The organism is Vibrio sp. KUL70 (assembly GCF_059725515.1).
On sequence record NZ_AP045834.1, the window covers coordinates 1,902,593 to 1,928,465 of the forward strand.

Genomic DNA, 25,873 nt, shown 5'->3' on the forward strand with positions numbered 1-25,873 from the left:
AATACCATCACCCCTATTTAGCAAGCGAATGTTTCTTGCTTTTTCGCTCGCTACTTTGATTGTGATTGCAACGATACTGGATCTAACGGTCACGACTGTAACAGACTCCATTTTTGCTGCTGTGCTCTATATTGTATTGAGCTTAGTCGGTTACCAATGGCTAACTCTCTGCGCCGATGACGAGCACGTACTGGCACATCAATGTCGCTCCAATCAAATAGTCTGCGCTTCCGTGATGGCTGCAATCCCTGGTTGTGGTGGTTTGGTACGGGTTATGTCTCAATTTGTTTCTGGGAAGCTAGGCATGGGGGCACTTGTTGCCGCTCTGATCAGCACACTGGGCAACGCGGCATTTTTGTTCATTATCAACGACATTAGTAGCGGCCTCGCCGTGGTCGCATTGAGTGTGGTTATGGGCAGTGCTTTGGGAAAAATTATTAACCAGTCCCATGTCGATGACTTACTGCGCCCAAGCAAGCTTTAGGACCAATAAACCCCTCTTATCAATCATCCATTGCCGAGTTTCCGTTCGTTCCGAGGTCACCTGTCAGGATTACTGGTGGCCTTGGAGCGTTCTCCATAGCTCCTACTTTGCTCATAGGATGCATTCAAAAGCTTGTAGGCGATTCCAAAAAATGTAAGCTCTAACAGACTCAAAATGTAAAAAAGCCCCCGTAAGCATCACTTACAAGGGCTTTTAACTAAGTTTCAGTGTTTATATCGAGTGCATTAAGCGACTTCGATTGGACCGCCGAATGAAGTCACTGGAGGTAACTTACCTGTGAACTTCTCAAAGTCGACCAGACATGTATTTGCCGATGTCGCTTGAGCTAGCTCAGAAGTGCCGATGTCCTGAGTTAGTGTGTTTGGATCGCCGTATGTATCTAGCGCGCCTACTTTCTCGTTCATCGGGCCGTACCAAGCGCCTTCTTCGATACGAACAACACCTGGAGCGTAGCTATCCATAAGAACAGCACCAGCCAGAAGTTGACCACGGTCGTTAAATACGCGCACCACATCACCATCTTTAATGCCTTTCTTCTTAGCATCTGTTGGGTTGATGTAGATTGGCTCACGACCTTGTACCGCGTAAGTCGCACGGAACTCTTCAGAATCACACATCTGAGAGTGCAGGCGCTTGTCTGGGTGACAAGATTGTAGCCAGTACGGGTGTTTGTCAGAACCTGGTCCACCGTGTGAACGTTCAGATTTCTCGAACCACATTGGGTGCTCTTGACAGTGCTCGTAGCCCATGTTGCCTACTGTACGGCTTGTGATTTCAATGAAACCAGAAGGTGTACCTAGTGCATTGATCTCTGGGTCTTCACGGAATGAAGCGTGACGAGTCCAAGGCTTACCTTTACCGAAGTCTAGGAAACCTTTTTCCCAGAACTCGGCAAACTCAGGCATTTCGAAGCTGCCTTCGTTTGCCGCGCGACACTCATCGTACAAAGATTTAACCCACTGCATTTCATCCATACCACGCGTGTAATCGTCGTAACGACCCCAACGCTTAGTTAGGCTAGACATGATTTCGAAGTCAGTCTTAGATTGGAACAGAGGGTCCACTAGTTTATGCATCGCGATCAAACCGCGACCTGAGTACGCGCCGTAACCATCAATATCATTACGTTCCCACTGAGTACACGCTGGAAGCACGATATCAGAGTGACGACACGTTGCTGTCCAAGTAAAGTCGACTGCAACAACAGTTTGCAGGCTCTTGAACGCTTTACGCATCTTGTTGCGATCTTGGTGGTGGTGCCACGGGTTGTTACCACTGAATACCATCATCTTGATATCTGGCAGTGTTACCGTTGAACCATTCGCTTTGATCTTCTTACCTGGCTCTAGCAAGCTATCAACCCAACGAGCAACTGGGATTACGCGGCTGTAACCGTTGTAATCTGTGTTCGTGTACTTCGGCTTCTGACCTTGGTCGATGTTTAGCGGGAATGAACCCGGAGCTGAGAAGCCCGTTGATGATACACCGATACCAGAGTAGTGGTGACCGTAAGAGATACCACCGCCAGGTAGACCAATTTGACCAACCATTGCTGCAATAACTGCACACATCCAGTAAGGTTGCTCACCGTGCTGTTGACGCTGAATACTCCAACCTACAAGAATCTGTGTACGACCGTTAACTAGCATCTTAGCGAAGTCACGGATTGAGTCCGCACTTGCGCCACAGATAGCAGAAGCCCACTCAGGAGTCTTCTCAACTTTGTCTTTCGTCTCACCTTGAACGTACTTAATGAAGTCTTCAAAACCTAGACAGTAAGTCTCGATGAACTTCTTGTCGTATAGGTCTTCATTGTAAAGCACGTGAGCAACACCCAGCATGAACGCCACGTCAGTTTGTGGGTTAATGTAGAACTGCTCGTTTTCTAGGTAACGACCTGTTTTGTTTTTAACAGGGTCAACAGAAACAACGTTGATCTCTTTGTTAGCAACTTTTTCTTTCAGTTGTTCTAGGTATGCGAACGACTCGTGAGTCTCACACGTCCAACCGACTTGAAGGTTCTTAACTGGATCGTTACCCCAAAGGATAATGTTGTCACTGTTTTCTAGGATAAGTTCCCAAGATGTACCTTGTGCATAAACTTCTGTAGAACCTAGCACGTAAGGCATGATTGTTTGACCAGCACCTGTTGAGTAGTCACCAATCTTCTTCACAGAGTAGCCGTGAAGTGCCATTGCACGTTGCATGTGGTTAGTACAGCTGTGGAACTGACCTGTTTGTCTCCAACCAGTTTGACCTGTGTGAAGCGCCCATGGGCCGTAATCTTTCTGTACGCGCTCTAGCTCGCGGTAAACTAGATCGAGTGCCTCGTCCCAAGTCACACGGATAAAGCGGTTGTTACCACGTGTATCTGCGCTGTATTTGTGTTTTTTCAGCCAGTCTAGGCGAACCATAGGGTAACGCACACGTGATGGGCTGTAGATAATACCTTTGATACCCTTCAACATCTCTGTTGGGTGTTTATCAATTTCTAGCGGCTTGATCTCTTGAACCTTACCAGCGTAAACACGTGCACGGAATGCACCCCAGTGAGAACCTGAGACTTTCCACGTGCCGTCTGTTTCTGCTGCAGATGCAGAAGCCGACACTAATAGGCTTGGGCCCATAACTGATGCCGCACCTGTTGTCGCGACACCTTTCAGAAAACTTCTTCTTGTAATTGCCATTGTGTTACTCCAATTGACGTCTTATTAGTGATGGCCTTCAGAAAAATCTGATGAGTGCTTCTGTAGATACTTAAGAACAAGTGCTTCTGTATCAGTGTCGAAGTTAACGAATGCGATCATACCGTCTAGCATGCCTACCCAACCGTTAGCACTGAAGTGCGCTTCGTCTGGCTGTGAGTGACACGTTGAACAGTTAGACTGGTAAGCCTGACCTGCTGCATTCCAGATTGGATCGAAGTTATCAACCATAGACTCTTTCTTCATCCACAGTGCTAGGTTAACTTCTTCCCATGGAAGACCCGTTAGCTCGTCTTCTTTCTTCTCACCAACAGTGATAACGTCGCTTTGAGACACTTCTTTGGTCAAGATTGCGGTAGAGATATTCATACCGAAGTCTTCTTGGATTACACGACCAAAGCCTTTCGCTTTACGCCAGCCGTCGATCTGAACCTTGATCATGTCACCTTTTTCGTCGATCACTGCAACTTTACTTGCTGGGCTTAGTAGACCGGCTTCAACGGTTGCTGTTTCGTCTGTGTACATTGGTAGGTGACGGATTGAGATCACGTCAGAACCGTTCGCGTAAGAAGTGCTGCCTGCAACTTGCTCAAGCTCACCAACGATACCGCTCGCTGATTCCATATCAAGTGGAAGGTTGTGCGCGATACCTTTGTGACAGTCAACACAGCTTTGATCACGCTCTGCTGCATTCTTCATTTGAATACGCGCAGTTGGACGCATGTTTTCGAAATCCATTGAGTCGTAGTTGTGACAGTTTTTACACTCTAGAGATTTGTTTGCAGAGAAACGATCCCATTCGTGTTTTGCTAACTCGATACGACGTGCTTCGAATTTTTCAGGTGTATCTAGGTCACCGAAAACTTGTGCGAATACTTCTTTAGATGCTTGCATCTTACGCGCGATTTTAGCAGTCCATTCGTGAGGAACGTGACAGTCTGGACACGTTGCACGAACACCAGATGTGTTTTTCCAGTGAACCGTGTCTTGCAGTTCTACGTATACGTTGTCACGCATGGTGTGACAGCTGATACAAAATTCTTCCGTGTTAGTTGCTTCTAATGCAGTGTTGAAACCACCCCAGAAGATAACACCCGCGATAAAACCACCCATGGTTAGTACACCAAGGCTGATGTGTACTGCAGGGCGTGTCATTGTGCGCCACAGTTTAACTAAAAATGACTTCATGATTAGCTCTCTTAAATATCTGTTCTAAAAAATGTTGTTGTGTGAGGGCATTACATGCCGCCGTGAGCACCTGGAGGTCCAAATACGAACACTTGAAGCGCCCAAACTAGGAAGCCGTAGCCACCTACAAAAGCAACACTCAACAGAGGAAAGAGAACCACTGCGATGAAGAGGAATGACTTCCACTCCAACGAGCGCTTTTCGCCGGTTTCAATTTTATTAACATCACTCATACATTTTGCCTATTTTGTATTTAGTAATTTCGATAAGCCCATTCTAAGGGGCTAAAGTTCATCAGTATCTAGCAACAAATTTTAGACCACACTTAAAGTAGGGTTCAATCAAATCAACGCTCTTAACCCTTGCTAATCAATACTTTTTTGAGCTCATCCAGAGTTGTTTTCAGTTAAAGAAACATATTAAAAAGTATTAACAAATGTGAAGAATTAAGCAGGTTAATCAATTGTTAAATCAACACAAAAACCCAACAAGTAACTAACCATTTGTAACCTTTTACCTACTAAGTAGTAGCCAAATTAGACGCAAACAGCGAGATTTATGTGCCATATTTGTTAAATTTTTGCTGCAAAAATGCGCTGTAATCTCATCAGGAGAAAATGAATTTAAGCGTCGTTTCAGATAGTATGGGAGGACTTAATAAGGAAGCTTTATGCAAGACGTTATTGATATCTCGTGGTGGCAGCTATTACTTTTTAGTTTGCTACTGATCCTTCCCATTAGCATCAATCACCACTTCAAGCTCGGGCTCGCAAAAGAAGCCAGCATCAGTATTGTGCGAATGGCTGTTCAGCTATTTCTGGTAGGCTTGTACCTTGAGTATCTATTTGGACTCGACAGTGTGTGGATCAACCTTCTTTGGTTAAGCATCATGATAGTCGTCGGTGCTAGTTCAATTGTTGAAAAGGCAAAGCTACCAAGAAAGCTGCTCTTATTTCCCATCGCAACCGGACTGTCCATTACCTGCATTCCTATCGTACTTTTCATCTGTTTCTATATCATCAAGCCAACACCTTTATTTGGTGCACAGTATTTGATACCCATTGCAGGAATGCTGCTTGGCAATAGTTTGAGCAGTAATATTGTGGCGCTACAAAACTTATTCGGTGCCTTTGAAACTCAGAAGTCGGAATATGAAGCTGCGATCGCGCTAGGAGCGTCTCCTACCTACGCGTCAGCGCCATTTGTTCGAAGTGCAATGCGAAAGGCCATGTCTCCGATCATGGCCTCTATGGCAACAATAGGACTTGTGACCCTTCCAGGTATGATGACAGGCCAAATTTTAGGAGGCGCTTCTCCTATGATTGCCATCAAGTATCAACTGATGATCATGCTCGCTATCTTCATTATGATGAGCACTTCACTTGCAGTAGCCTTAAGTCTGTCGCTTAAAACCACCCTCACGAAAGAGGGACGCGTAAAAGCGACGATCAAAAATAATACTTGATCACCCTTTTGATCCTTATCAATTGGGTTACTCACGGAGTTTAAGACAGGTTATCCACAGAAATTGTGGATAACCAAATCTAATCAGGTTGCCCCTACTAGATTCGGCTTGTCAACACCCCAAATGAGTGCATTTCTCCCCTTTTCAAGGATATATAGAGGTACGTTACCAAATGGATGTTATTTTGAGCGACGTCGGCACTCTGCTAGCTAGTTTGTTTGTCCACAATAAAAAACGGCTCACCGAAGTGAACCGTAAGAAACCGTGATTAAGAGAGACAAAATCAGTCGCGCAGATAGATTAACCAGTACCACATACCGACAAAAATACCACCACCGATAATATTACCTATTGTCACAGGCAGTAGGTTATTGACTAAAAAATCCATCATATTTAGGTCAACGTAATCGGCTGGGTTCGCTCCAGTCATCGTCCAAAATTCAGCTGGCGCAAATGTTTTGATACCGATAGCCAAAGGGACTTGAAACATGTTCGCAATGCAGTGCTCAAAGCCCGCCGACACAAACATCGCCACAGGTAGAATCATAACGGCAATTTTATCTGTCAGAGTGCGGCCACTAAATGTCATCCATACTGCAATACACACAAGGACATTACACATGATGCCTAGCGCTACGGCTTGAATAAAATCATGGTGAAGCTTGTGTTGAGAAATGGCCATTGCATTTAAACCTACCTGACCATGATCAAACATGTATTGTTTAGTCAAAAGCATACAAGCCACCAGCAGCAAGGCACCAATTAGGTTGCCGATATACACTGTCGCCCAGTTTTTAATTAAGATTGTCCATGAAATCTTACCACTTGCTCTCGCAACTAACGTCAGTACTGAGCTGGTGAACAGTTCACCACCGGTTACGACCACTAAAATAAGACCCAAACTAAAGGCAAGACCACCAATTAAGCGAGTAATACCCCAAGGCAAGTCACCTGCTCCTGTCGTGACTATGGTATAGAACACAAAGGCGATACCAATATGAATACCAGCAGAGATTGCCAATAAGAAAGATTTAATTGGATCTTTAGTTGCTTTACCTACGCCGATATCTGCAGCGCGCTCAGCCATTTGGGGCGGTAATAATGAGTCAAATTGATTTAGGTTCATGGTTGTTTACATTTTGAAACATGTCGTCGGGAGCGCGATAATCCTCTCTTTTATTTTGTATTTCAAGTGCTAATTTTAACGTGAATTATCGTGATCCAGCTCTCATTCAAAAAACAGATAGGATTTGGAGAAAAACATACGACTTTAGGATTATCCGGAAGTCATTACTCAATTCTCAGAAAAAACCTCAACAATATAATAAATAACTTAAATTCAATTACTTAAATAAATATTAATTAAAATACTATACGCTAATTCGCTACCTAGGCTCCTCCAAAAGGAAAATTTTGACGCAGATCAATAGAAAGTAAAAAAGCGCCCGAGGGCGCTTTTAGGATTGGGTATAACTGTATTTGTTGGTCGCTACGAGTTTTCAATTTCTGCGACAGTTTCAACCTTTGATGCAGCTTCGTCGGCTGCCGGCGCAGTTACAGCTTCAACCGCTGGTTGTGCCACTGGCTCAGTTGAAACTCCACTCGCTTGCAATTTCAAGCTCGAGACCAAGTCTTCCAAACTCTTGATATGAGCATCGCTTTTTGAAACCTGCTTTGTCAGTAACTCACTCTGCTTGCTCGCATCAATAAGCTGCTGTGCCTGGCGTTGGTTTTCAGTTTCTAACTTGGCCAGCTTTGCCGTTAGAAATTCAATCTCTTGAGTAAGTTCAGACGTTAAATCTGAACTCTTTAGTTTTTTAATGCTCGCAACAATCTTCTCTGATTGAAGACGTAAACCAACATCACGATAATCTTGTTCATTAACCGCTTTCGAAATATTGAGTAACTGATTTTCAGCGTTCAAGACCGCTTGTTCAAACTTGTCATCTTTAATGCTCGCGAGCAATTTCACTTCATGAGCGACACTGCGAACATGGTTCAGCTCAAACTCTGCAGCTGAAATTGCATCTTGGATGATCGACTTTTCGCGCGGAGTGGCCTTTACCTTGCTTTCTGCGAGTTCAATTTGTGAAGTTGCTTTGGCAAAAGTGAGTGGCACCACTTCATGAAAATCTTCGTCTTCTAACAGCTCTAACTTCTCTTTTAGAGGAACAATGTATTTTTTATGTGCAACTTTCACTTCAAGTACACGGGCATTATTCAAAAACTCAACCTGCGCTTCTTGAGCGTCTTCCAACTCATCAACTAATACATAATTGAACAACTCTTGATACTCTGAATGCAGTCGTTTGTAATTCGACTTAAACATGGTATCTGCACCGAGTAGCTTCAAATAATCCATCTGCGCAATGGAGTCTGCCAGTACTTGGTCTGCTTTGTCTTTTAATAGTAGGATCGATTCGTAGTTGGACTTCACCGTTTCAATTTTCTCATCAAACGCCTGAGCGTATGTCTGACTTGAGAAGATTGAATAACTGTCTGCAATCAATGTTTGATCTTTAACGATATCTGCATAAATCTCTTGCGCGTCCGACCAAGCTCCTAACAACTCTTTGTAGTTTTCAGGTGCATACAGTGCGTATTGTGAGTGCGCTTCTAGCTTAGTTTCCCATTCAGTGTAGGTTGTTTGAATTGAATCAAACAAACGTACTTCACTGGACGCTTGAACATCCTTATTCGTTGCTTGGCTCGTATCACTTTGACCTGCTGGCGTGCTCTGACACCCAGCAACACCCAATAGCATACCCACCACTAAAGCTATCTTCTTGGCTCTCACTGACCTTTTCCTTTTTATATAATTCACACCAATTCGGTGCTATTAGATTTTTGTTAGTCCAATATATTATAAGCGTCTAAAAATGAACATCACCCATTGCTTAAATGAATGTAATTCAGCCAATTTAATTCAATATATCAAGCTATGCGTTGATTAAATACCCAATTTGGTATCAGTTATCAATTCTCTTGATTTCCTATTGCCTGCACTATCATTGCGCACTATTGTGAAAACAGAAGACATTAAAATTAATAGGTCAATTATGAAGTACACTACTGAACACATTGCAGATTTAAACCTTCTTCTTCAGTTTGATGTAAGCAGTGCCGCGACCGGCATTAAGGTGCATCAAGACGCTTCTTCTGAAATGAAAGAAGCGGTACAACGCTTGTTCGCCAAGGGCCTTTGTACTCAGCCAGACGGTGGATACCTCACCGATGAGGGTATTGAAACCGCAGAGCGTGCTGACAAGCTGCTTCGTATCCTAAAATAAACATCATATCTCTAAGAACTCCATTCGCTTCGGCAATGGAGTTTTTTCATTTATGGGATTTTCATTTTTTTATAAAGGTTTGTTAGGCTTAAAGAAGGGATTCAGACAGATTGTAAGGTCGAGTCACCCGACGATATCAGTAAAGGTAGTGAGGAAATTATGGCATCTATACTAGTCCTAGGAGCGGGTTGGGTTGGCGCCCCTTTAGCGGATCATCTAGGCCGCCACGGACACAGCGTTGTCGCAACAAAGACAAGCCCCATAGGTGTGGAAGAGCTTAAACAGCAACAAATATACGGGGTCGAATTTTGCTTTAGTGAAAATGCGGATAACGTATCTCAGCTCTATTCTCTGCTTCTTGAAAATAACATTGAGATAGTAATAGGTAGTTTCCCACCGGGATTTAGAAAGGGCGCAGGAAAAGATTACGCTCGCCACTGGCACCAGCTAGTAGAAGCGAGCCAAAAAGCGAACATAAAGAAGCTGATTATGGTGAGCTCTACCACGGTGTATCCTGAGAAGCCTGGCACCATTCATGAGAGTGACGCGTCGCTATTGACCGCAAATAACTCGTCAACTTATCCATTTTCTGACAACGCTAGGATCATGCTGACAGCTGAGCAATCTGTTATCGACTCAGGCATTGATTACACTGTGCTACGCTTTAGTGGATTGATTGGTCCCAATCGCCACCCTTCTCGCTTTGCTAGCAAGTTAAAACAAGTAAGCACTCAAGCGCCAGCCAATATGCTGCACCTAGATGACGCAATTCGTGGTGTCGATTTCGCAATCACGCAACTCCACAATGAAGTGGTCAATGTCACAACCCCTAATACCGTCAGTAAAGCAGAATTTTATGCCGCAGCGTTGAAAAGTGCGAACAGCAAAGAGCCCTTACCCCCAATTGTCGATACACCGGATAAAAAAGTCTCGTCAGAGAAGATTCTTAGCTTAGGTTTCTCATTCAAATATAACTCTACCTTGGATGCACTCGATGACTAAACTACACCGAGCTATTGATATTTTATGGGATTATATGCAGGTTGGTGATACACCATCACAGTCTGATTGTATCTTTGTTTTATGTAGCAACGACACTCGAGTCGCTGAATACGCTGCACAACTGTTCAAGCAAGGGGTCGCTCCCTACATCGTTTTTTCTGGAGGTGTCGGACGATTCACCGAAGGTCAGTTCAACCAAAGCGAAGCAGAGACCTTTGCCACCATCGCTCGTGACTGTGGTGTTCCCGGTTCCGCAATTATCGTCGAAACGCAAGCAAGTAATACTGGCGAAAATGTACGTTTTACCTATAAATTGCTTAAGAATTTAGGGGAGATTCCTAAACAACTGACCTTGGTTCAGAAGCCATTTATGGAGAAGCGAACCTATGCCACCTTCAAACAGCAGTGGCCGGATAAAGACGCACAGATTACAGTGACATCTCAAAGGCAACACTGGGTAGAGTACTATAATGAAGAGATACCCTTGGAGATGGTGTTAGGCGCATTAATCGCAGATTTCGAGCGGATCAAAGCATACCCAAGATTAGGTTTTCAAATCGCTCTTCCGATCCCAGAAAGCGTAGAGTTAGCCTATCAGCAGCTTAAAAGAGTGGGATTTGAAGCTTAAGTAGGCACCCTAATCTCTTGATTAGACAGATTGCTTTAGACATAAAAAACGGTGGCTTTGAGAGCCACCGTATTGTTCGTTCAATTGGAACTATTTACCCAGCGCTTCTTTGTAGTGCAAACGACACACAGAAACGTATTTATCGTTGCCACCAATCGCAACCTGATCTCCTTCTGCAATCGCCACACCATGTTCGTCAGTGCGAATCACCATATTTGCTTTACGACCACAATGACAAATAGTTTTAAGCTCAACCAATTTATCTGCCCAAGACAGTAGGTATTTACTGCCTTCAAATAGCTCACCAAGGAAGTCGGTTCTTAAACCATAACACAGCACAGGAATGTGCAGTTTATCCACTACCTCAGTCAATTGATAAACCTGCTCTTTCGATAGGAACTGACACTCATCAATCAGAACACAGTGGCGCTTTTCTTCTTCGTTCAGTGCCATGATAGCTTGGAATAGATCCGTATCCGCTTTGAACAGTTGCGCTTCCGATTGTAGCCCGATACGTGAGCTCACTTTTCCAACACCATAACGGTCATCTAACGCCGCAGTGAAGATTACGGGAGTCATTCCACGCTCTTGGTAATTAAAAGAAGACTGTAAGAGCGTTGTTGATTTACCCGCGTTCATCGCAGAGTAATAAAAATACATCTGAGCCACAGAAATATTCCTGTTTAATAAAGTTGAATATAGAAAAGATGAAATTAGAGAATTTTTGCTAGAAAAAAGGGCTGAAAATCAGCCCTTTTTATAAGATTACTTACGACGCCAAGTTGTGCCCTCTGGGCCGTCTTCTAAGATAATACCTAATTCGTTCAATTTATCACGAGCAAGGTCGGCATTAGCCCAATCTTTCGAAACACGAGAATCGTTACGCAGTTTAATCAGAGCTTCGATTTCAGCAACTTCGTCATCATCGCCAGTACCACCTTGAAGGAAAGACTCAGGCTCTTGGTGAAGGATACCGATCACATCAGCCAGTTCGCGCATCAGCGCACCAAGCTCGCTTGCTTTCTCTAGGCTTTCTGTCTTCAGGCGGTTAACTTCACGTGCCATGTCGAACAGTACTGAGTAAGCTTCTGGTGTATTGAAGTCATCGTTCATCGCGGTTGTAAAGCGAGTCACATACTCTTCACCACCTGCAGGCGCAACGGTTAGGTCAAGACCACGCAGAGACGTGTATAAACGCTCTAATCCTGAACGTGCTTGGTTAAGGTTATCTTCACTGTAGTTTAGCTGGCTGCGGTAGTGACCAGACATTAGGAAGTAACGTACTGTTTCTGCATCGTAGTGACCTAGAACGTCACGAATCGTAAAGAAGTTACCTAAAGATTTAGACATCTTCTCTTTGTCTACCATTACCATGCCACTGTGCATCCATGTGTTTACATAGTCGGTGCCGTGTGCACAGCAAGATTGCGCAATTTCGTTCTCGTGGTGTGGAAACTGTAGATCCGAGCCACCACCGTGAATGTCGAAGTGATTGCCTAGAATGGAAGAGTTCATTGCAGAACACTCAATGTGCCAACCTGGTCGGCCTGGGCCCCAAGGTGATTCCCATGTTGGTTCACCCGGCTTAGACATTTTCCAAAGAACAAAGTCTAGTGGGCTGCGTTTTGCTGACTCAATATCAACACGAGCACCCGCTTGCAGCTGATCAAGGTCTTGCTTAGATAGTTTGCCGTATTCGTCAAACTTCTTAACCTCAAACATTACGTCACCGTTGCTCGCTACGTACGCGAAACCACGAGCAATCAAGGTTTCAACCAACTCGATGATTTCAGTGATGAACTCTGTCGCACGAGGCTCAACATCAGGACGCTTCATATTTAGCGCATCAAAGTCTGCGTGCATTTCGCCGATTAGACGTTCTGTTAGCGAGTCACAAGATTCGCCATTTTCGTTTGCACGCTTGATGATTTTGTCATCGATATCTGTGATATTACGAACAAATGTTAGGTCATAGCCAAGGTAACGTAAGTAACGAGACACAACGTCAAAAGAGACGAAGGTACGGCCATGACCGATGTGACAGAGATCGTAAATGGTTACCCCACAGACATACATGCCGACTTTGCCAGCTGTAATTGGTTTGAATTCCTCTTTCTGTCTTGTGAGTGTGTTATATATCTTCAACATGATCTCTATCTATATTGTGGATGAATCGAAATAAGACTCGCAGTATAACAAGTCATTAGTTATTAGGTAATACCTTTCACCGCCGAATCAGCTAAACTCCTTGCTATCCATTGATGATTTCGTGTTTTGAAACTCAATCAAACTAGGCTAGAATCGCTTTTCATATTAAAAAAGACAGTAAGGTAACAATCATGATCATCCTTCACACAAATTTTGGTGATATCAAAGTTCAACTAAACGAAGAAAAAGCACCAGAAACAAGCGCAAACTTCCTACAGTATTGCCGTGACGGTTTCTACGACAACACACTATTCCACCGTGTTATCGATGGTTTCATGATTCAAGGCGGCGGCATGACTTCTGGCCTTAAAGAGAAAGCAACTCGCGCGACAATCAAGAACGAAGCAAATAACGGCCTAAGCAACAAAGTCGGTACGTTAGCAATGGCTCGTACAATGGAACCGCACTCTGCAAGCTCTCAGTTCTTCATCAACGTTAACGACAACAAATTCCTAGATTTCCGTAGCGAAAGCCTAGATGGTTGGGGTTACTGTGTATTCGCTGAAGTAGTTGAAGGCATGGACGTAGTAAACCAAATTAAAGGTGTTAGCACTGGCTCTATGGGTATGCACCAAGACGTACCACTAGAAGAAGTGATCATCACTGGTACAACAATCGAAGCTTAATTTAGCCTTCGATTCGTATTCACCATTGATACATCAATAATTAGGACAAGGGAGCACTCGCTCCCTTTTTTTAAAACTGTATGAAAACATATTTTATTTCAGACCTGCACCTTACCCCTTCTCGACCAGACATAACCGATTGTTTTTTAACGTTCATGAAGAATGAAGCTGTAGAAGCCGATGCACTCTATGTGTTGGGAGACCTGTTTGAGTTTTGGATTGGAGATGATGATACCAGCGACTTTGCACAATCGATTCGTCAGGCGTTTGTCGACTTGGTTGCTCACGGTGTACCTTGCTACTTTACTCAGGGTAATCGCGATTTTTTAGTCGGCAAGCGTTTCGCCAAGCAAACAGGTGTACAACTTCTCGAAGAAGTCGAAGTGATAGATATTTATGGTCAAAAAGCGGTGGTTCTCCACGGCGACACACTTTGCACTGAGGATGTTAAATACCTCGCATTCAGAGAAAAAGTCCACCAGCCTTGGTTACAATGGATATTCAACCGAATTCCCTTCTTCATTAAAAAGAAGATTGTTGCCAAAGTGCAGTCAGATATCAAAGACGACAAACAGACGAAGTCACTCGATATCATGGATGTCACCCAATCCGAAGTCGAGAAAGTAATGAAAGATAATCAGGTAGACCTGATGATTCATGGCCACACTCACCGCCCGAATGTACATCGCTTTGAAAACGCTGATAATCAAGTTCAGACTCGAGTTGTGCTAGGTGATTGGTATACGCAAGGTTCTGTTTTGGTAATGAAACCAGATGGATTTGAGCTGCAATCGAGACAGTTTAGCAACCGATTTCATACATAATCTTATTATTTCATAAGCTTTACCATGATGGGTTGTACTTTCTATGATTGTGTATGGTAATTTCCTCAGAATTAGATATCATCACACTATCAAAACTAAACCGAACGCAATACTAAGTGAAATATTCATACGTAGCACGCCAGCCAATACTTGATATTGATAAAAAAACCTTAGGTTACGAGTTACTTTTTAGAGACGGCCCTAAGAATACCTTTCCAGAGGTCGAGCCTGAGCTTGCTACCAGTCGCTTACTGTCAGACCACTTTTTGTCTACCCACTACAATACGTTAGGGGATAAATTAGGTTTTGTTAATTTCCCATATACCAGCTTAATCAACCTTGTACCAACACTCTTTCCAAAAGAGAGCTTGGTCGTTGAGGTTCTTGAAGACTGTGAGCCGACAGATGAGCTGTTAGAAGCAATCAAAACCATCTATGACGCGGGCTACACCATCGCTTTAGATGACTTCGTACCGACCAAAGCGTGGAAGCGTTTTCTCCCTTACGTCTCAATCATTAAGTTTGATATCCGACTTGTTCCTATTGAGAAAGCTTCGATGTTCATGAGCACAATGCGCGATCTTGACATTAAATTTCTCGCTGAAAAAGTTGAAACGCACGAAGAGTACGAACAAGCGAAGGCGGCTGGTTTCAGTTACTTCCAAGGTTACTTTTTTAGTAAACCTGAGATGATTCAAACGCGCGCATTGAACCCTGCATTTTTAACTACAATTCAATTATGCAAAGCGATCGCTAACGAGCCGATCGATTTCAATGAGGTCGAACGTCTGATTACTTTAGATGTTACCTTGTCTTATAAATTATTGACTTACGTTAACTCTGCCGGCAGTGCTGCCACAACCATTCGCTCCTTCCGACAAGCACTGGTGTATCTAGGTGAACAAAAGCTGCGTAAGTTCGTCTCTTTAGTCGCGATAGCATCAGCTAAAGAAGATAAACCTGATTCGCTATACGGCTTGGCTGTCATTCGAGCTCGACAATGTGAGTTACTGATCGATAAGATGCGTGTTAAAGAAGAGCCTGGACAAGCTTTTCTAACCGGAATGTTTTCTCTTCTCGATTCCCTGCTCGACCAGCCACTACAAGAAGTGCTGAATGCAGTTCCGATTGATGAGGAGATCAAGCAGGCGCTGATAAATCGCAAAGGCGTGCTTGGCGCGGTACTCGCTATGGTTGTTGCCTATGAACAAGCTCGCTGGGATGAAGCGACCCGCATTTGTAAATTATTAAAGCTAACAGAAGATCAACTAGGTCAAACTTATGACGAAGCAACTCAATGGGCACAAGAGCTGCTATCGCCAGCAACGACATAAGGGTATATCACCTCATTGAGTTTTGTTAAACTAACAATAATGTTCATGTAGACAAGATTAATGGCCTCTTCGTAGAGGCCATTTTTATAGGATAAGATAAATGTCTCAATGCCCTTGCGGTAGCAAACAGAGCTACGCTATGTGCTGTGAAGTAGCGCATAAAGACCATCACAATGTTGTAACCCCAGAACAGCTGATGCGTTCACGATACAGCGCTCATGTACTCGGCTTAGTCGATTATGTAGTCCAAACCTACCACCCTAGTTGTAATGCTGAAGCACAACGTGAAGGCATTGCCGAATCTATTAACAGCGATTGGGCTGGACTTGAAGTGGTTAATGCGCAGCCGGGCGCTAATAGTGATGAAGGTTTCGTTGAGTTTAAAGCTTATTTCAATGAGGAAGGCGCGCAGTATTGCATGCATGAACGCTCGCGCTTCGTTCGAGGAAATGGCCTTTGGTTCTATATCGATGGTGAGTTTCCAGAACAGAACCCATCTGAGCCGGCGATTGACCCTCGCCTCAACCAAACCGTAGAAAGCTTTAAGATTGGCCGTAACGACCCGTGTATTTGTGGCAGTGGTAAGAAGTACAAGAAGTGCTGTGGCTAATACCTAGAAAAAGTGATTAGATTGCTGAAAGAGATTCCTGATGTCGCTTAGGCTCCTCGGAATAAAAAGATTTAACCACTTATAAAGCTAAGTAATAGACTAGAAACTTAAAAGCCCCGTAAACATTATGTTTAAGGGGCTTTTGTTTAGTTCGATATGTCAAACCATCGATTATTTATGACGTTCTTTTAGCTTGTTGACTACGTCATTCATCGATAGACCTTGATCTTGAAGCAGAACCATTAGGTGGTAAATCAAATCCGCCGATTCACAAACTAACTCCGCCTTATCGCCCGACGTCGCCGCAAGCGCGACTTCAACGCCCTCTTCGCCCACTTTTTGCGAAATACGCTTGGTGCCACGGGCATATAGGCTGGCAGTATAAGAAGATTCAGGGTCTGCGTCCTTGCGGGCAGCCAATAGCTGCTCAAGTTGATGAAGCCACACCATCTGTGTCTCTTCTTGCGGGTCCACATCCCAACAAGTGGTATTTCCAAGGTGGCAAGTTGGACCGATTGGGTTCACTTTGACTAACAAGGTATCGTTGTCGCAATCCAGTGACATGTTCACCAGTTGCAGAACATTGCCTGACGTCTCGCCTTTAGTCCACAGACGCTCTTTCGTACGTGAGAAGAAGGTCACCTGACCCGTTTCACCCGTTTTAGCCAGAGCGTCTTGGTTCATGTAACCCATCATTAGCACTTGGCTTGACTGAAAATCTTGTACGATTGCAGGAACGAGACCGTCCACCTTATCCCAATTGATACGTTCAGCCAGCGTATTTACTTCCGTCGCTGCGAAACTCATAGACGCACCTCTACACCTTGTTGTTTTAGATATTGCTTCAGTTCACCAATATTGATGACTTGCTTGTGGAATACAGAAGCGGCAAGCGCTCCATCCACGTTGGTTTTGTTGTAAGCTTCGGCAAAGTGCTCCATGGCACCAGCGCCACCAGACGCAATCAGCGGTACCTTACACACTTCACGAACCATATTCAGCTGCTCTAAGTCGTAACCGTTGCGCACGCCGTCTTGGTTCATCATGTTAAGTACGATTTCACCTGCGCCACGCTTCTGCACTTCCTGAACCCAATCTTTAGTTTCCCATTGAGTCGCCTTAGTACGTGCTTCGTCGCCTGTGAATTGATAAACCTGGTACTTCCCCGTCTCTTTATCGTAGTAAGAGTCGATACCTACAACGATACATTGAACACCAAACTTATCCGCTAAATCAGTGATGAGTTGTGGGTTAGCCAGTGCAGGTGAGTTAATCGATACTTTGTCTGCACCAAACTCAAGAATGCGTGCTGCATCTTCTGCTGATTTGATACCACCAGCGACACAGAAAGGAATATCAATCACTTCTGCTACACGCTTTACCCAACTTTTATCGACGACACGGCCATCACTCGATGCGGTGATATCGTAAAAAACCAGTTCATCTGCGCCTTCTTCCGCATAACGTTGTGCTAGAGGGACAATGTCACCAATGATCTCGTGGTTACGGAATTGAACGCCTTTTACTACTTGTCCATCACGAACGTCTAAACAAGGGATTATTCGCTTTGCCAGCATGCAAACGCCTCCTCTGCGGTGAACTTACCATCAAGAAGTGCACGGCCAACAATGACGCCAGCGACTCCACTGCCTTTAAGAGCTTCGATATCAGCTAAACTGCCAATACCGCCAGATGATTGGAACTGAACTTGTGGGTACTGTTTACAAAGATCAACATAAAGCTCAACGTTAGAACCTTCCAGCGTACCGTCACGTGATATATCAGTACACAGAACGTGTTTCAAACCGACCGTCAGGTAGTCTTCAATCAGTGCTTCAATCGTTACACCTGAATCTTCTTGCCAGCCCGAAATCGCGACTTTACGAGTGCCGTTTTCATCAATGTTGATATCCAGAGCAAGTACGATTTTTTCAGCACCGTACTTTTCCATCCAACCTTTAACAAGTTCAGGCTGTTTTACTGCTGTTGAGCCAACAACCACGCGTTGAGCACCAGCTTCCAGTAGATCGACAACGTCTTGTTCATTACGTACACCACCACCTATCTGGATGTTGGCCGGTGTGCTAGCCAACAACTTAGCAATCAGGTCAAGTTGGCGTGCGGTTGTGTCTTTAGCGCCTGTAAGATCAACAAGGTGAAGCCAGTTAGCGCCCGCTTGGTGATACAGATTAAACTGCTCTGCTGGATCAACTTTGTATTCTGTCACTTGGCCGTAGTCGCCTTGGAATAAGCGAACAACTTGGCCTTCAATTAAATCTAATGCGGGAATAATCATTTACATTCCTTTTATGGCAGCGTTAGCCACTGCCTAATCCTTTATTACAATTCCAAGAAATTCTGAATCAGTTTAGAGCCTGCTTTTGAAGAACGCTCTGGGTGGAACTGAACACCGTAATAGTTACCGCTTTGAACCGCTGCGGTAAATGGGTTTCCATATTCGCACTGTGCGATGGTGTAATCACCAACCGGCATTGCAAAGCTGTGTACGAAGTAGAAGTACTCACCCTCTTCGATGCCTTTAAACAGTGGATGTTCCGGCGTTGACTTCACTGTATTCCAGCCCATGTGGGGAAGCGGTAAATCACCAGTATTCATTAGGCGAACTTCACCGTCACATAGACCTAGACACTCGACTAGCTCATCGGCTTTTTGGCCTTTCTCTTGCGAAAGTTTACCTAGCAGCTGCATACCCAAACAGATACCAAGCAGTGGCTTTTCAACCTGTTTAACCAGAGAAATTAGATCGCGCTCAGCAAGGTTTTTCATCGCTTCACTTGCGGTGCCCACGCCCGGCAAAAACAGTTTATCTGCCGCCAGAACGACAGCAGGATCTTTCGAGATCTCTACGGCATAACCAAGGCGTTCAATGGCAAACTTTACCGACGAAACATTGGCACAACCAGTATCGATGATGACAACTTTCTGCTCTTTCATGTTCATTCCTTACAGTACGCCTTTGCTGCTCGGTAACTCGTTGCCTTCAACTTTAATCGCTTGGCGTAGAGTACGACCGAATGCTTTGAACAAGCTCTCAATGATGTGGTGATCGTTATCACCTGCTGAAGAAAGGTGCAGCGTACACGCTAATGTATCGGTTAGTGAGCGGAAGAAGTGAACCACCATCTCAGTCGAAAGATCGCCTACTTGCTCACGACTAAACTTCGCATCGAACTTTAGGTACGGACGACCGGATAGGTCTAACGCACACTGTGCCAGACACTCATCCATTGGCAGACTAAAGCCAAATCGACCAATGCCACGCTTGTCACCCAGTGCATCTTTTAGAGCCTGACCAAGAGCCAGTGCTGTGTCTTCGACTGTGTGGTGGTCATCAATGTGCAGGTCACCTTTCACCGAAAGGTTCATTTGGAAACCGCCGTGTGTCGCGATTTGATCCAGCATGTGGTCGAAGAAAGCCATCCCTGTATCAATCTTATTACCGCCTGTCTCATCGAGATTTACAGCAACCTTGATGTCCGTCTCTTTGGTCGTACGAACCACATCTGCAACACGCGCTTTTACCGTTAAATCTTTTAGGATTTGTGGCCAGTTCATCATACCTTCGGCATTAGGATCTGGATTGTACTGAATGCCACGAATAGCCATGTTTTCAGCTAACTGCAGGTCAGTCACACGGTCACCAATCACAACAGAATTTTGAAAATCGACTTTGCCCGCTTGTAGGTACTCTTTTACCAAACCTAGTTTTGGCTTGCGGCAAGAGCAGTTGTCTTCATCAAAGTGAGGGCAAATCAATACATCGTCAAACTTCACACCTTGAGATTCGAAAAACTCCATCATCATGTTGTGTGGCGCATCGAAGTCTTCTTGAGGATAACTGTCCGTGCCAAGCCCATCTTGGTTAGTCACCATCACTAAGCGATAACCAGCATCTTGCAGGGCAAGTAAACTAGGAATCACTAACGGTTCAAACTTAAGTTTGTCTAAACGGTCGACTTGAAAATCGACAGGCGGCTCTACGATCAGAGTACCGTCACGGTCGATAAATAGAATTTTCTGTTGTTTACTCACTGGAACTTCCTTTTAATTTTAAATCTTGTCGCTTAGACAATAGCGTCTAAGCCAAATCAATCTGTTTACTTCGCGTAATCAATCGCCATTTCTATTGGTAAAAATTTCGAATAAAACCAAGTGTCTTTTCGCACTCTTCTCGATTACCAACGCTGATACGAACACAATCTTCAATCGGCGAATTACGCAAGATAATGCCGTTGTCCCACGCAGCTTTAAACAGTGCGTCACCATCAGGGAATTTAACCAGCAAGTAGTTACCCCAACCATCGAACACCGTCAGTTGTGGCATACCCATTAAACCTGCCTGCAAGTAGGCACGGTTTGCACTAAGGTCAAGCACTTGGAACTTCGCACGAGCGAGCCCTTCTTGAGAAAGTGCTTGGGTGGCGATCTCCGCAACGGGAACCGGTACTGGGTAAGGTGCGATAACTTTAAGAAGCACATCAATCAACTCTTTATTCGCTAGCGTGAAGCCGCAGCGCAAACCAGCCAGAGCAAACGCCTTAGAGAGCGTTCTTAAGATCGCAAGGTTTGGATACTGATCCAAAAGATCCACCGTCGACGCTTCTGGGCAAAAGTCGATGTATGCTTCATCCATCACTACAATCGCTTTGTCTTGCGTCATTTCCAGCAGCTTAATGATGTCTTTACGATTAACCAGATTACCTGTTGGATTGTTTGGACTACATACAAATACAACTTTAACGTTATCAAGCTGTGCTTCGATCGCTGGGAGATCGAGTTGCCAATCGGTGGTTAACGGAACAACTTTTCGCTCAACACCGATAGTTTCCGCGCTAATAGCGTACATTCCATAGGTCGGTGGACAGTAAAGGATTGCATCTTCACCCGGCTCACAGAAAGCGCGAATCAGTAGCTCAATACCTTCGTCCGCACCACGAGTTGTGATGGTCTGTTCAGCGTTAACACCCGCGTATTGAGCATAAGCCTCAATCATCTCTTTTGGCTGACACTCACTATAACGATTTAGACGCGCAAGATTCAGCGTATATTCGTTATCAAATGGAGACTCATTGGCATTAAGCCACACATCGCCAGAACCACCGATTCGTCGTGCTGACAAATAAGGCGTTAGGGCTTGAACTTGTTTTCTTGCTAGCTTTTCCATGAACAACTTACTCTTTTTAATTCTATGCTTCAGCACGATTGAGTTTTTCAACTCGGATGGTTACGGCACGTTTGTGTGCATCAAGTCCTTCTGCTTCAGCCATGGTAACAACCGTTGGCGCGAGACCTTTCAAGCCATCTGCTGATAGCTCTTGAACGGTCATTCTCTTGGAGAAATCTGCCAAACCTAAGCTAGAGTAGGTTTTGGTATAACCATAAGTTGGAAGAACGTGGTTGGTACCCGATGCATAATCACCCGCTGATTCTGGTGACCAATCACCTAAGAAAATTGAACCTGCATTATCAAGCAGAGGCAGAAGTTCGCGCGGGCTCTTAGTCTGTACAATTAAGTGCTCAGGGCCGTAGAAGTTAGAGATTGCGACCGCTTGCGTAATCGATTCTGCAATGATGATTAAGCTCGATGCCAACGCCTGTTGCGCGATGTCTGCACGAGACAATTCTTTGAGTTGCTTCTGAACCGCTTCCGTTACTTGGTCTGCAATCACTGGTGATGGCGTTACTAATACCACTTGAGAGTCAGGGCCGTGTTCAGCTTGGCTCAACAAGTCCGCAGCAATGAAGTCGGCATCTGCTGTTTCGTCTGCAATAACAAGTACTTCAGAAGGACCTGCAGGCATATCAATCGCTGCACCACGGAAATCGTTACTCACTTGACGCTTCGCCTCGGTAACGTAAGCATTGCCAGGGCCAAAGATTTTATCGACTTTGGACACGGTTTCAGTACCGTAAGCCATCGCGGCAACAGCCTGGCCGCCACCCACATTGTACACTTCATCAATTTTACAAAGCTTAGCTACGTATAGAATCTCATCTGCAATCGGTGGTGGTGAACAAAGCACCACTTTACGACAACCTGCGATCTGAGCCGGAACACCAAGCATTAGAACCGTTGAGGGAAGCGGAGCACTACCACCCGGAATGTAAAGACCAACCGTATTGATAGCGCGAGTCACCTGCTCACATACAACGCCAGGTTGAGTCTCGACCTTAATTGGTTGCGGTTTTTGCGCTTCGTGAAACTTGGCAATGTTGCTGTAAGCTTGCTCTAGCGCTTGCTTCATTTCTGCTGTTAGACGAGCACTCGCTTCTTCAATCTCATCCGCTGAAACGCGGATCGACTTTGGCGTTACTCGATCAAATTTTTCAGTCAGTTCAGTCAGAGCAGCATCGCCCTCACTTCGCACTTTAGCGATAACTTCAGAAACAGCCGCGGTGATGTTTGCGCCCTCACTAATCGCAGGACGCTCTAGTACAGAATCTTGCTGAGATTCACTTAAAGATTGCCAAACAACGGTTCTCATGCAAATTACCCCATCATTTTTTCGATTGGTAATACTAGGATTGAACTCGCACCTAGCTCTTTTAGTTGTTCCATCGTTTCCCAGAATAAGTTTTCTGTACTTACTAGGTGAACTGCAACTTTATCTTTGTCCGTTGAAAGAGGCAGAACCGTTGGATCTTCAGCACCTGGTAGCAGCGCTTTGATTTGCTCAAGTTGAGAAGTTGGAGCGTGTAGCATGATGTACTTTGACTCTTTCGCTTGTTGAACACCCTGCATACGCGTCAGTAGCTTTTCAATCAGTGCTGTTTTGTCTGCGTCGAATTCACCAGTACGTTGAATCAGAGTCGCTTTAGATTGGAAAATGATTTCAGCTTCTTTTAGACCGTTCGCTTCTAGTGTTGCGCCTGTCGAAACTAGGTCAGCAATCGCATCGGCTAGTCCAGCACGAGGAGCAACTTCCACAGAGCCAGTCAGCATACAAGTGCTGAAATCAACACCTTGCTCGTCCATGTAAGCTTTTAGAAGCTGAGGGTAAGTTGTCGCGATACGCTTGCCCGCTAAGTCTTGCGGCCCGTTGTACTTTTCGTCTTTATTGATTGCGATAGATAAACGGCAGCCACCGAAATCAAGACGACGTAATGTTTGGAACTCCGCAGGCTCTTTAAGAGCGAGACGATCGAGACGAACTTCTTCCAGTTCATTTTCACCGATGAAGCCAAGGTCAACAACACCGTCCATGATCAAACCTGGGATGTCATCATCACGAACCAATAATAGGTCGATTGGCATATTTAGTGAGTGTACAACTAGGCGCTCACCCATGATGTTGAATTTAACACCACATTTTTTTAGTAGGTCTTGGCACTCTTTACTTAGGCGACCTTTCTTTTGAATTGCGATTCTTAGGCGTTGTGTCTGCATTGCTGTATCCCTGTGCAAATATTTGAATTTATTAAATAATTTAAAGTGCTAAAACGAAAAAACCCTCGGAAGACTCTGTCATCCCGAGGGTTTAAATCTAAATTCTTTTGACTTAACCTCCGGGAGTAAACTTGCTCCCGGGTACGCGTATATCTCCCCGAAAGACTAGATAGGGTGATGATGGTGATGAATGTTCATTACTAATTTACGCATACTTATCAGCTCTTATGTTGTTTGCTGTCTTGTATCCACACTAACTAAGCTGGTGGTCTTTTTCAACCATTAATTCGAACTTTTTTCACTATTTTTAAAATTAATTTAACGCCAATTAAAAAGGGAAGCCGTGGCTTCCCTCTTAAGTGTTGTTATTTCACTGATTAGCTCTTACACGTTGCCATTTTACAACGCGAGAAGTAACCCAGTGCGAAACACACACCAACGAATGTCAGTGCTGCTGCTGAGAATGAGAGTGCTACAGAGGCCGTCATACCCAAAACAATGAAGCCTACACACGATACTAGAGCCACAGACAGCGCGTAAGGAAGCTGTGTTGCTACGTGGTCGATGTGGTTACAACGCGCACCAGTTGAAGAGAGAATCGTTGTGTCAGAGATCGGAGAACAGTGGTCACCAAATACAGAACCTGCCAGTACCGCACTTAACATTGGCAGCATAAGTGCTAGGTCTGTCGCGCCAGCCATGTCACCAGCAATTGGTAGCATAATACCGAAAGTACCCCATGATGTACCAGTAGAGAACGCCATTAGACCAGCAAGTAGGAATAGAATAACCGGTAGCCAATGGTAATCTATGTTGCCCGTCGCTAGTGAAGATAGGTAGGTACCTGTTTTCATGTCGCCAATAACAGAACCGATTGTCCATGCGAATACAAGGATCAGGATTGCGCCAAACATTGAGCGAGCACCAATCCACATAGTACGAACAATTTCCGCCACCGGCAGTTTTTGCTTAACCACAGTTGCTAAGGCAACAAGTAGACCTAAGATACCACCGTAGACAAGAGACTTACCGACATCTGTGTTTTCAAACGCACCTAGTAGGTTGAACGCTTGGCCGTCAGCTGCCAGTGCTGCGCCGCCGGTGTATAGCATCGCTGCTACTGTCGCCACGATAAGAGATACGATAGGCATGATTAGATCAGACACAGAACCGTTTTGGCTCTCTTCAATGTCTAGCTCTTCATTTAGATCGTGAGCTTGTTGGCTGTCGTTGTCGCCTTCAAAACCACGGCCTTGAGATGCTTCAATTTCGTGGTCACGCATTTTGCCTACATCAAGACCAAACCACGCCACTGCAAATACCATAAGTAGTGCAAATACTGCGTAGAAGTTCATTGGGATAAGACGGATGTATGCGCCCAGTGCCGAGTACTCGGTCATACCATGAGTCACTAGAATGCCACCGATGATAGTCATGATGTATGCACCCCAGCTAGATGCCGGCATGATCACACACATTGGAGCAGCTGTTGAATCTAGAATATAAGCAAGCTTAGCGCGAGATACATAGAAACGGTCTGTTACAGGACGAGAGATCGCACCAACGGCTAGGCTGTTGAAGTAATCATCAACAAAGATGAATACACCCAAGAATGCAGCTAATAGTTTAGAACCACGTTTGCTTTTAACACGAGACTGTGCCCATTCAGCAAACGCACGAGTACCACCAGATAGCGTTAGCAACGCCGTCATCATACCCAAAAGAAGAAGGAACCCGACAATACTCATGTTCCAAGTGTTGATACCGCCGTCTTCAATGAAAACACCCGATACCTTAGTAACAACATAGTTCGCGGCATTACCAACTGAGTAATCAGCCAGTAAAATAGCCCCCATTACAATACCGATACCAAGAGAAACTAAAACGCGACGAGTCACAATAGCGAGACTCAATGCCACAAGCGGCGGCAGCAATGATAAAGGTGATGTTGCAAAATCTATTAAATTCATGATCTTCAAAAACCAGTTTATTTTTATTTGGCTAGAGATCTACTGCAGACAAACTCGGTACAGACGACCAAGTTCATGTTGAACTAAGCGAAAGGGAAGTGAACACTTCA

25 protein-coding genes and 1 other annotated feature are annotated in these 25,873 nt (G+C 44.6%); of the genes, 9 read left to right on the forward strand and 16 right to left on the reverse strand.

Features of this window, described 5'->3' with window-relative positions; translation table 11 throughout:
* Positions 1-28: 28 nt before the first annotated feature.
* The gene (locus AC6I7V_RS08250) at positions 29-484 is read left to right on the forward strand and encodes a putative manganese transporter (RefSeq protein WP_498010656.1); all 456 of its coding nucleotides are present in this window, start codon (positions 29-31) and stop codon (positions 482-484) included.
* 245 nt (positions 485-729) lie between these two features.
* Here AC6I7V_RS08250 and torA read toward each other — a convergent pair whose 3' ends face one another.
* Genes torA through torE form a run of 3 tightly spaced genes read right to left on the reverse strand, consistent with a single transcriptional unit; the run spans position 730 to position 4,631 of the window.
* Positions 730-3,192, reverse strand: coding sequence for a trimethylamine-N-oxide reductase TorA (torA, locus tag AC6I7V_RS08255; protein ID WP_498010657.1), 2,463 nt, complete (start codon positions 3,190-3,192; stop codon positions 730-732).
* A gap of 24 nt (positions 3,193-3,216) precedes the next feature.
* Positions 3,217-4,398 (reverse strand): pentaheme c-type cytochrome TorC, encoded by a 1,182-nt coding sequence (gene torC, locus AC6I7V_RS08260; protein WP_032552120.1) that lies wholly within the window; start codon positions 4,396-4,398, stop codon positions 3,217-3,219.
* Between the two features lie 50 nt (positions 4,399-4,448).
* On the reverse strand, positions 4,449-4,631 hold the full coding sequence (gene torE, locus AC6I7V_RS08265) for a trimethylamine N-oxide reductase system protein TorE (RefSeq protein ID WP_255230458.1): 183 nt from the start codon (positions 4,629-4,631) through the stop codon (positions 4,449-4,451).
* Positions 4,632-5,068: 437 nt separating this feature from the next.
* Between torE and AC6I7V_RS08270 the strand changes: the two genes are divergently transcribed.
* The gene (locus tag AC6I7V_RS08270) at positions 5,069-5,863 is read left to right on the forward strand and encodes an ABC transporter permease (protein WP_498010658.1); all 795 of its coding nucleotides are present in this window, start codon (positions 5,069-5,071) and stop codon (positions 5,861-5,863) included.
* Positions 5,864-6,146: 283 nt separating this feature from the next.
* On the opposite strand, the gene focA is transcribed toward AC6I7V_RS08270, so the two are convergent.
* Together focA and AC6I7V_RS08280 are read right to left on the reverse strand one after the other, a co-directional pair.
* Complete coding sequence (gene focA, locus AC6I7V_RS08275; protein WP_498010659.1) at positions 6,147-6,989, reverse strand: formate transporter FocA; 843 nt, start codon at positions 6,987-6,989, stop codon at positions 6,147-6,149.
* Between the two features lie 363 nt (positions 6,990-7,352).
* Entirely contained in the window at positions 7,353-8,660 is a 1,308-nt protein-coding gene (locus AC6I7V_RS08280) for an ATPase (RefSeq protein ID WP_498010660.1), read from the reverse strand.
* Between the two features lie 262 nt (positions 8,661-8,922).
* On the opposite strand from AC6I7V_RS08280, the gene AC6I7V_RS08285 reads away from it, so the two are divergent.
* The 3 genes from AC6I7V_RS08285 to AC6I7V_RS08295 all read left to right on the forward strand — a co-directional run bounded on the left by AC6I7V_RS08285 (position 8,923) and on the right by AC6I7V_RS08295 (position 10,783).
* Positions 8,923-9,153 carry a TIGR02647 family protein gene (locus AC6I7V_RS08285; protein ID WP_255230454.1) on the forward strand — a complete coding sequence of 77 codons (231 nt, stop codon included), beginning with the start codon at positions 8,923-8,925 and terminating at the stop codon, positions 9,151-9,153.
* A gap of 159 nt (positions 9,154-9,312) precedes the next feature.
* On the forward strand, positions 9,313-10,155 hold the full coding sequence (locus AC6I7V_RS08290) for an NAD-dependent epimerase/dehydratase family protein (protein ID WP_498010661.1): 843 nt from the start codon (positions 9,313-9,315) through the stop codon (positions 10,153-10,155).
* Positions 10,139-10,783 carry a YdcF family protein gene (locus tag AC6I7V_RS08295; RefSeq protein ID WP_498010662.1) on the forward strand — a complete coding sequence of 215 codons (645 nt, stop codon included), beginning with the start codon at positions 10,139-10,141 and terminating at the stop codon, positions 10,781-10,783. Before AC6I7V_RS08290 ends, AC6I7V_RS08295 begins: the two co-directional genes overlap by 17 nt.
* 90 nt (positions 10,784-10,873) lie before the next feature.
* Here AC6I7V_RS08295 and AC6I7V_RS08300 read toward each other — a convergent pair whose 3' ends face one another.
* The gene (locus AC6I7V_RS08300) at positions 10,874-11,452 is read right to left on the reverse strand and encodes a thymidine kinase (protein WP_255230452.1); all 579 of its coding nucleotides are present in this window, start codon (positions 11,450-11,452) and stop codon (positions 10,874-10,876) included.
* 96 nt (positions 11,453-11,548) lie between these two features.
* Positions 11,549-12,931: a cysteine--tRNA ligase gene (gene cysS, locus AC6I7V_RS08305; RefSeq protein ID WP_498010663.1), complete on the reverse strand. Its 1,383-nt coding sequence runs from the start codon at positions 12,929-12,931 to the stop codon at positions 11,549-11,551.
* Between the two features lie 191 nt (positions 12,932-13,122).
* Here cysS and AC6I7V_RS08310 point away from each other — a divergent pair, with 191 nt between their 5' ends.
* The 4 genes from AC6I7V_RS08310 to AC6I7V_RS08325 all read left to right on the forward strand — a co-directional run bounded on the left by AC6I7V_RS08310 (position 13,123) and on the right by AC6I7V_RS08325 (position 16,385).
* Entirely contained in the window at positions 13,123-13,617 is a 495-nt protein-coding gene (locus AC6I7V_RS08310; RefSeq protein WP_032552110.1) for a peptidylprolyl isomerase, read from the forward strand.
* An 80-nt stretch (positions 13,618-13,697) separates the two neighbouring features.
* Positions 13,698-14,441: a UDP-2,3-diacylglucosamine diphosphatase gene (gene lpxH / locus AC6I7V_RS08315; RefSeq protein WP_498010664.1), complete on the forward strand. Its 744-nt coding sequence runs from the start codon at positions 13,698-13,700 to the stop codon at positions 14,439-14,441.
* Between the two features lie 116 nt (positions 14,442-14,557).
* A complete protein-coding gene (locus AC6I7V_RS08320) occupies positions 14,558-15,775 on the forward strand; it encodes an EAL and HDOD domain-containing protein (RefSeq protein WP_255230449.1) in 1,218 nt (405 codons plus the stop codon).
* A 100-nt stretch (positions 15,776-15,875) separates the two neighbouring features.
* Entirely contained in the window at positions 15,876-16,385 is a 510-nt protein-coding gene (locus tag AC6I7V_RS08325; RefSeq protein WP_498010665.1) for a YchJ family protein, read from the forward strand.
* A gap of 171 nt (positions 16,386-16,556) precedes the next feature.
* Here the strand turns inward: AC6I7V_RS08325 and hisIE are convergent, their stop codons facing one another.
* From hisIE to AC6I7V_RS08370, 9 genes are all read right to left on the reverse strand, one after another.
* Positions 16,557-17,192 carry a bifunctional phosphoribosyl-AMP cyclohydrolase/phosphoribosyl-ATP diphosphatase HisIE gene (gene hisIE, locus AC6I7V_RS08330; protein WP_255230447.1) on the reverse strand — a complete coding sequence of 212 codons (636 nt, stop codon included), beginning with the start codon at positions 17,190-17,192 and terminating at the stop codon, positions 16,557-16,559.
* Positions 17,189-17,962 carry an imidazole glycerol phosphate synthase subunit HisF gene (gene hisF, locus AC6I7V_RS08335; RefSeq protein ID WP_032552105.1) on the reverse strand — a complete coding sequence of 258 codons (774 nt, stop codon included), beginning with the start codon at positions 17,960-17,962 and terminating at the stop codon, positions 17,189-17,191. The genes hisIE and hisF overlap by 4 nt, the downstream gene beginning before the upstream one ends.
* Positions 17,944-18,681, reverse strand: coding sequence for a 1-(5-phosphoribosyl)-5-[(5-phosphoribosylamino)methylideneamino]imidazole-4-carboxamide isomerase (hisA, locus tag AC6I7V_RS08340; RefSeq protein ID WP_032552104.1), 738 nt, complete (start codon positions 18,679-18,681; stop codon positions 17,944-17,946). The genes hisF and hisA overlap by 19 nt, the downstream gene beginning before the upstream one ends.
* 44 nt (positions 18,682-18,725) lie before the next feature.
* Positions 18,726-19,340, reverse strand: coding sequence for an imidazole glycerol phosphate synthase subunit HisH (hisH, locus tag AC6I7V_RS08345; protein WP_255230446.1), 615 nt, complete (start codon positions 19,338-19,340; stop codon positions 18,726-18,728).
* A 9-nt stretch (positions 19,341-19,349) separates the two neighbouring features.
* Positions 19,350-20,438: a bifunctional histidinol-phosphatase/imidazoleglycerol-phosphate dehydratase HisB gene (gene hisB / locus AC6I7V_RS08350; protein WP_498010666.1), complete on the reverse strand. Its 1,089-nt coding sequence runs from the start codon at positions 20,436-20,438 to the stop codon at positions 19,350-19,352.
* A 91-nt stretch (positions 20,439-20,529) separates the two neighbouring features.
* Positions 20,530-21,570, reverse strand: a complete 1,041-nt coding sequence (gene hisC, locus AC6I7V_RS08355) for a histidinol-phosphate transaminase (RefSeq protein WP_255230445.1) — start codon at positions 21,568-21,570, stop codon at positions 20,530-20,532.
* A 22-nt stretch (positions 21,571-21,592) separates the two neighbouring features.
* Positions 21,593-22,897 carry a histidinol dehydrogenase gene (gene hisD / locus AC6I7V_RS08360; RefSeq protein ID WP_498011670.1) on the reverse strand — a complete coding sequence of 435 codons (1,305 nt, stop codon included), beginning with the start codon at positions 22,895-22,897 and terminating at the stop codon, positions 21,593-21,595.
* Complete coding sequence (gene hisG / locus AC6I7V_RS08365) at positions 22,897-23,793, reverse strand: ATP phosphoribosyltransferase (RefSeq protein WP_255230443.1); 897 nt, start codon at positions 23,791-23,793, stop codon at positions 22,897-22,899. Before hisG ends, hisD begins: the two co-directional genes overlap by 1 nt.
* Positions 23,794-23,846: 53 nt before the next feature.
* Positions 23,847-23,983: a sequence feature (His leader region), on the reverse strand.
* A 187-nt stretch (positions 23,984-24,170) separates the two neighbouring features.
* Entirely contained in the window at positions 24,171-25,763 is a 1,593-nt protein-coding gene (locus AC6I7V_RS08370; RefSeq protein ID WP_498010667.1) for a Na+/H+ antiporter NhaC family protein, read from the reverse strand.
* Positions 25,764-25,873: the final 110 nt, after the last annotated feature.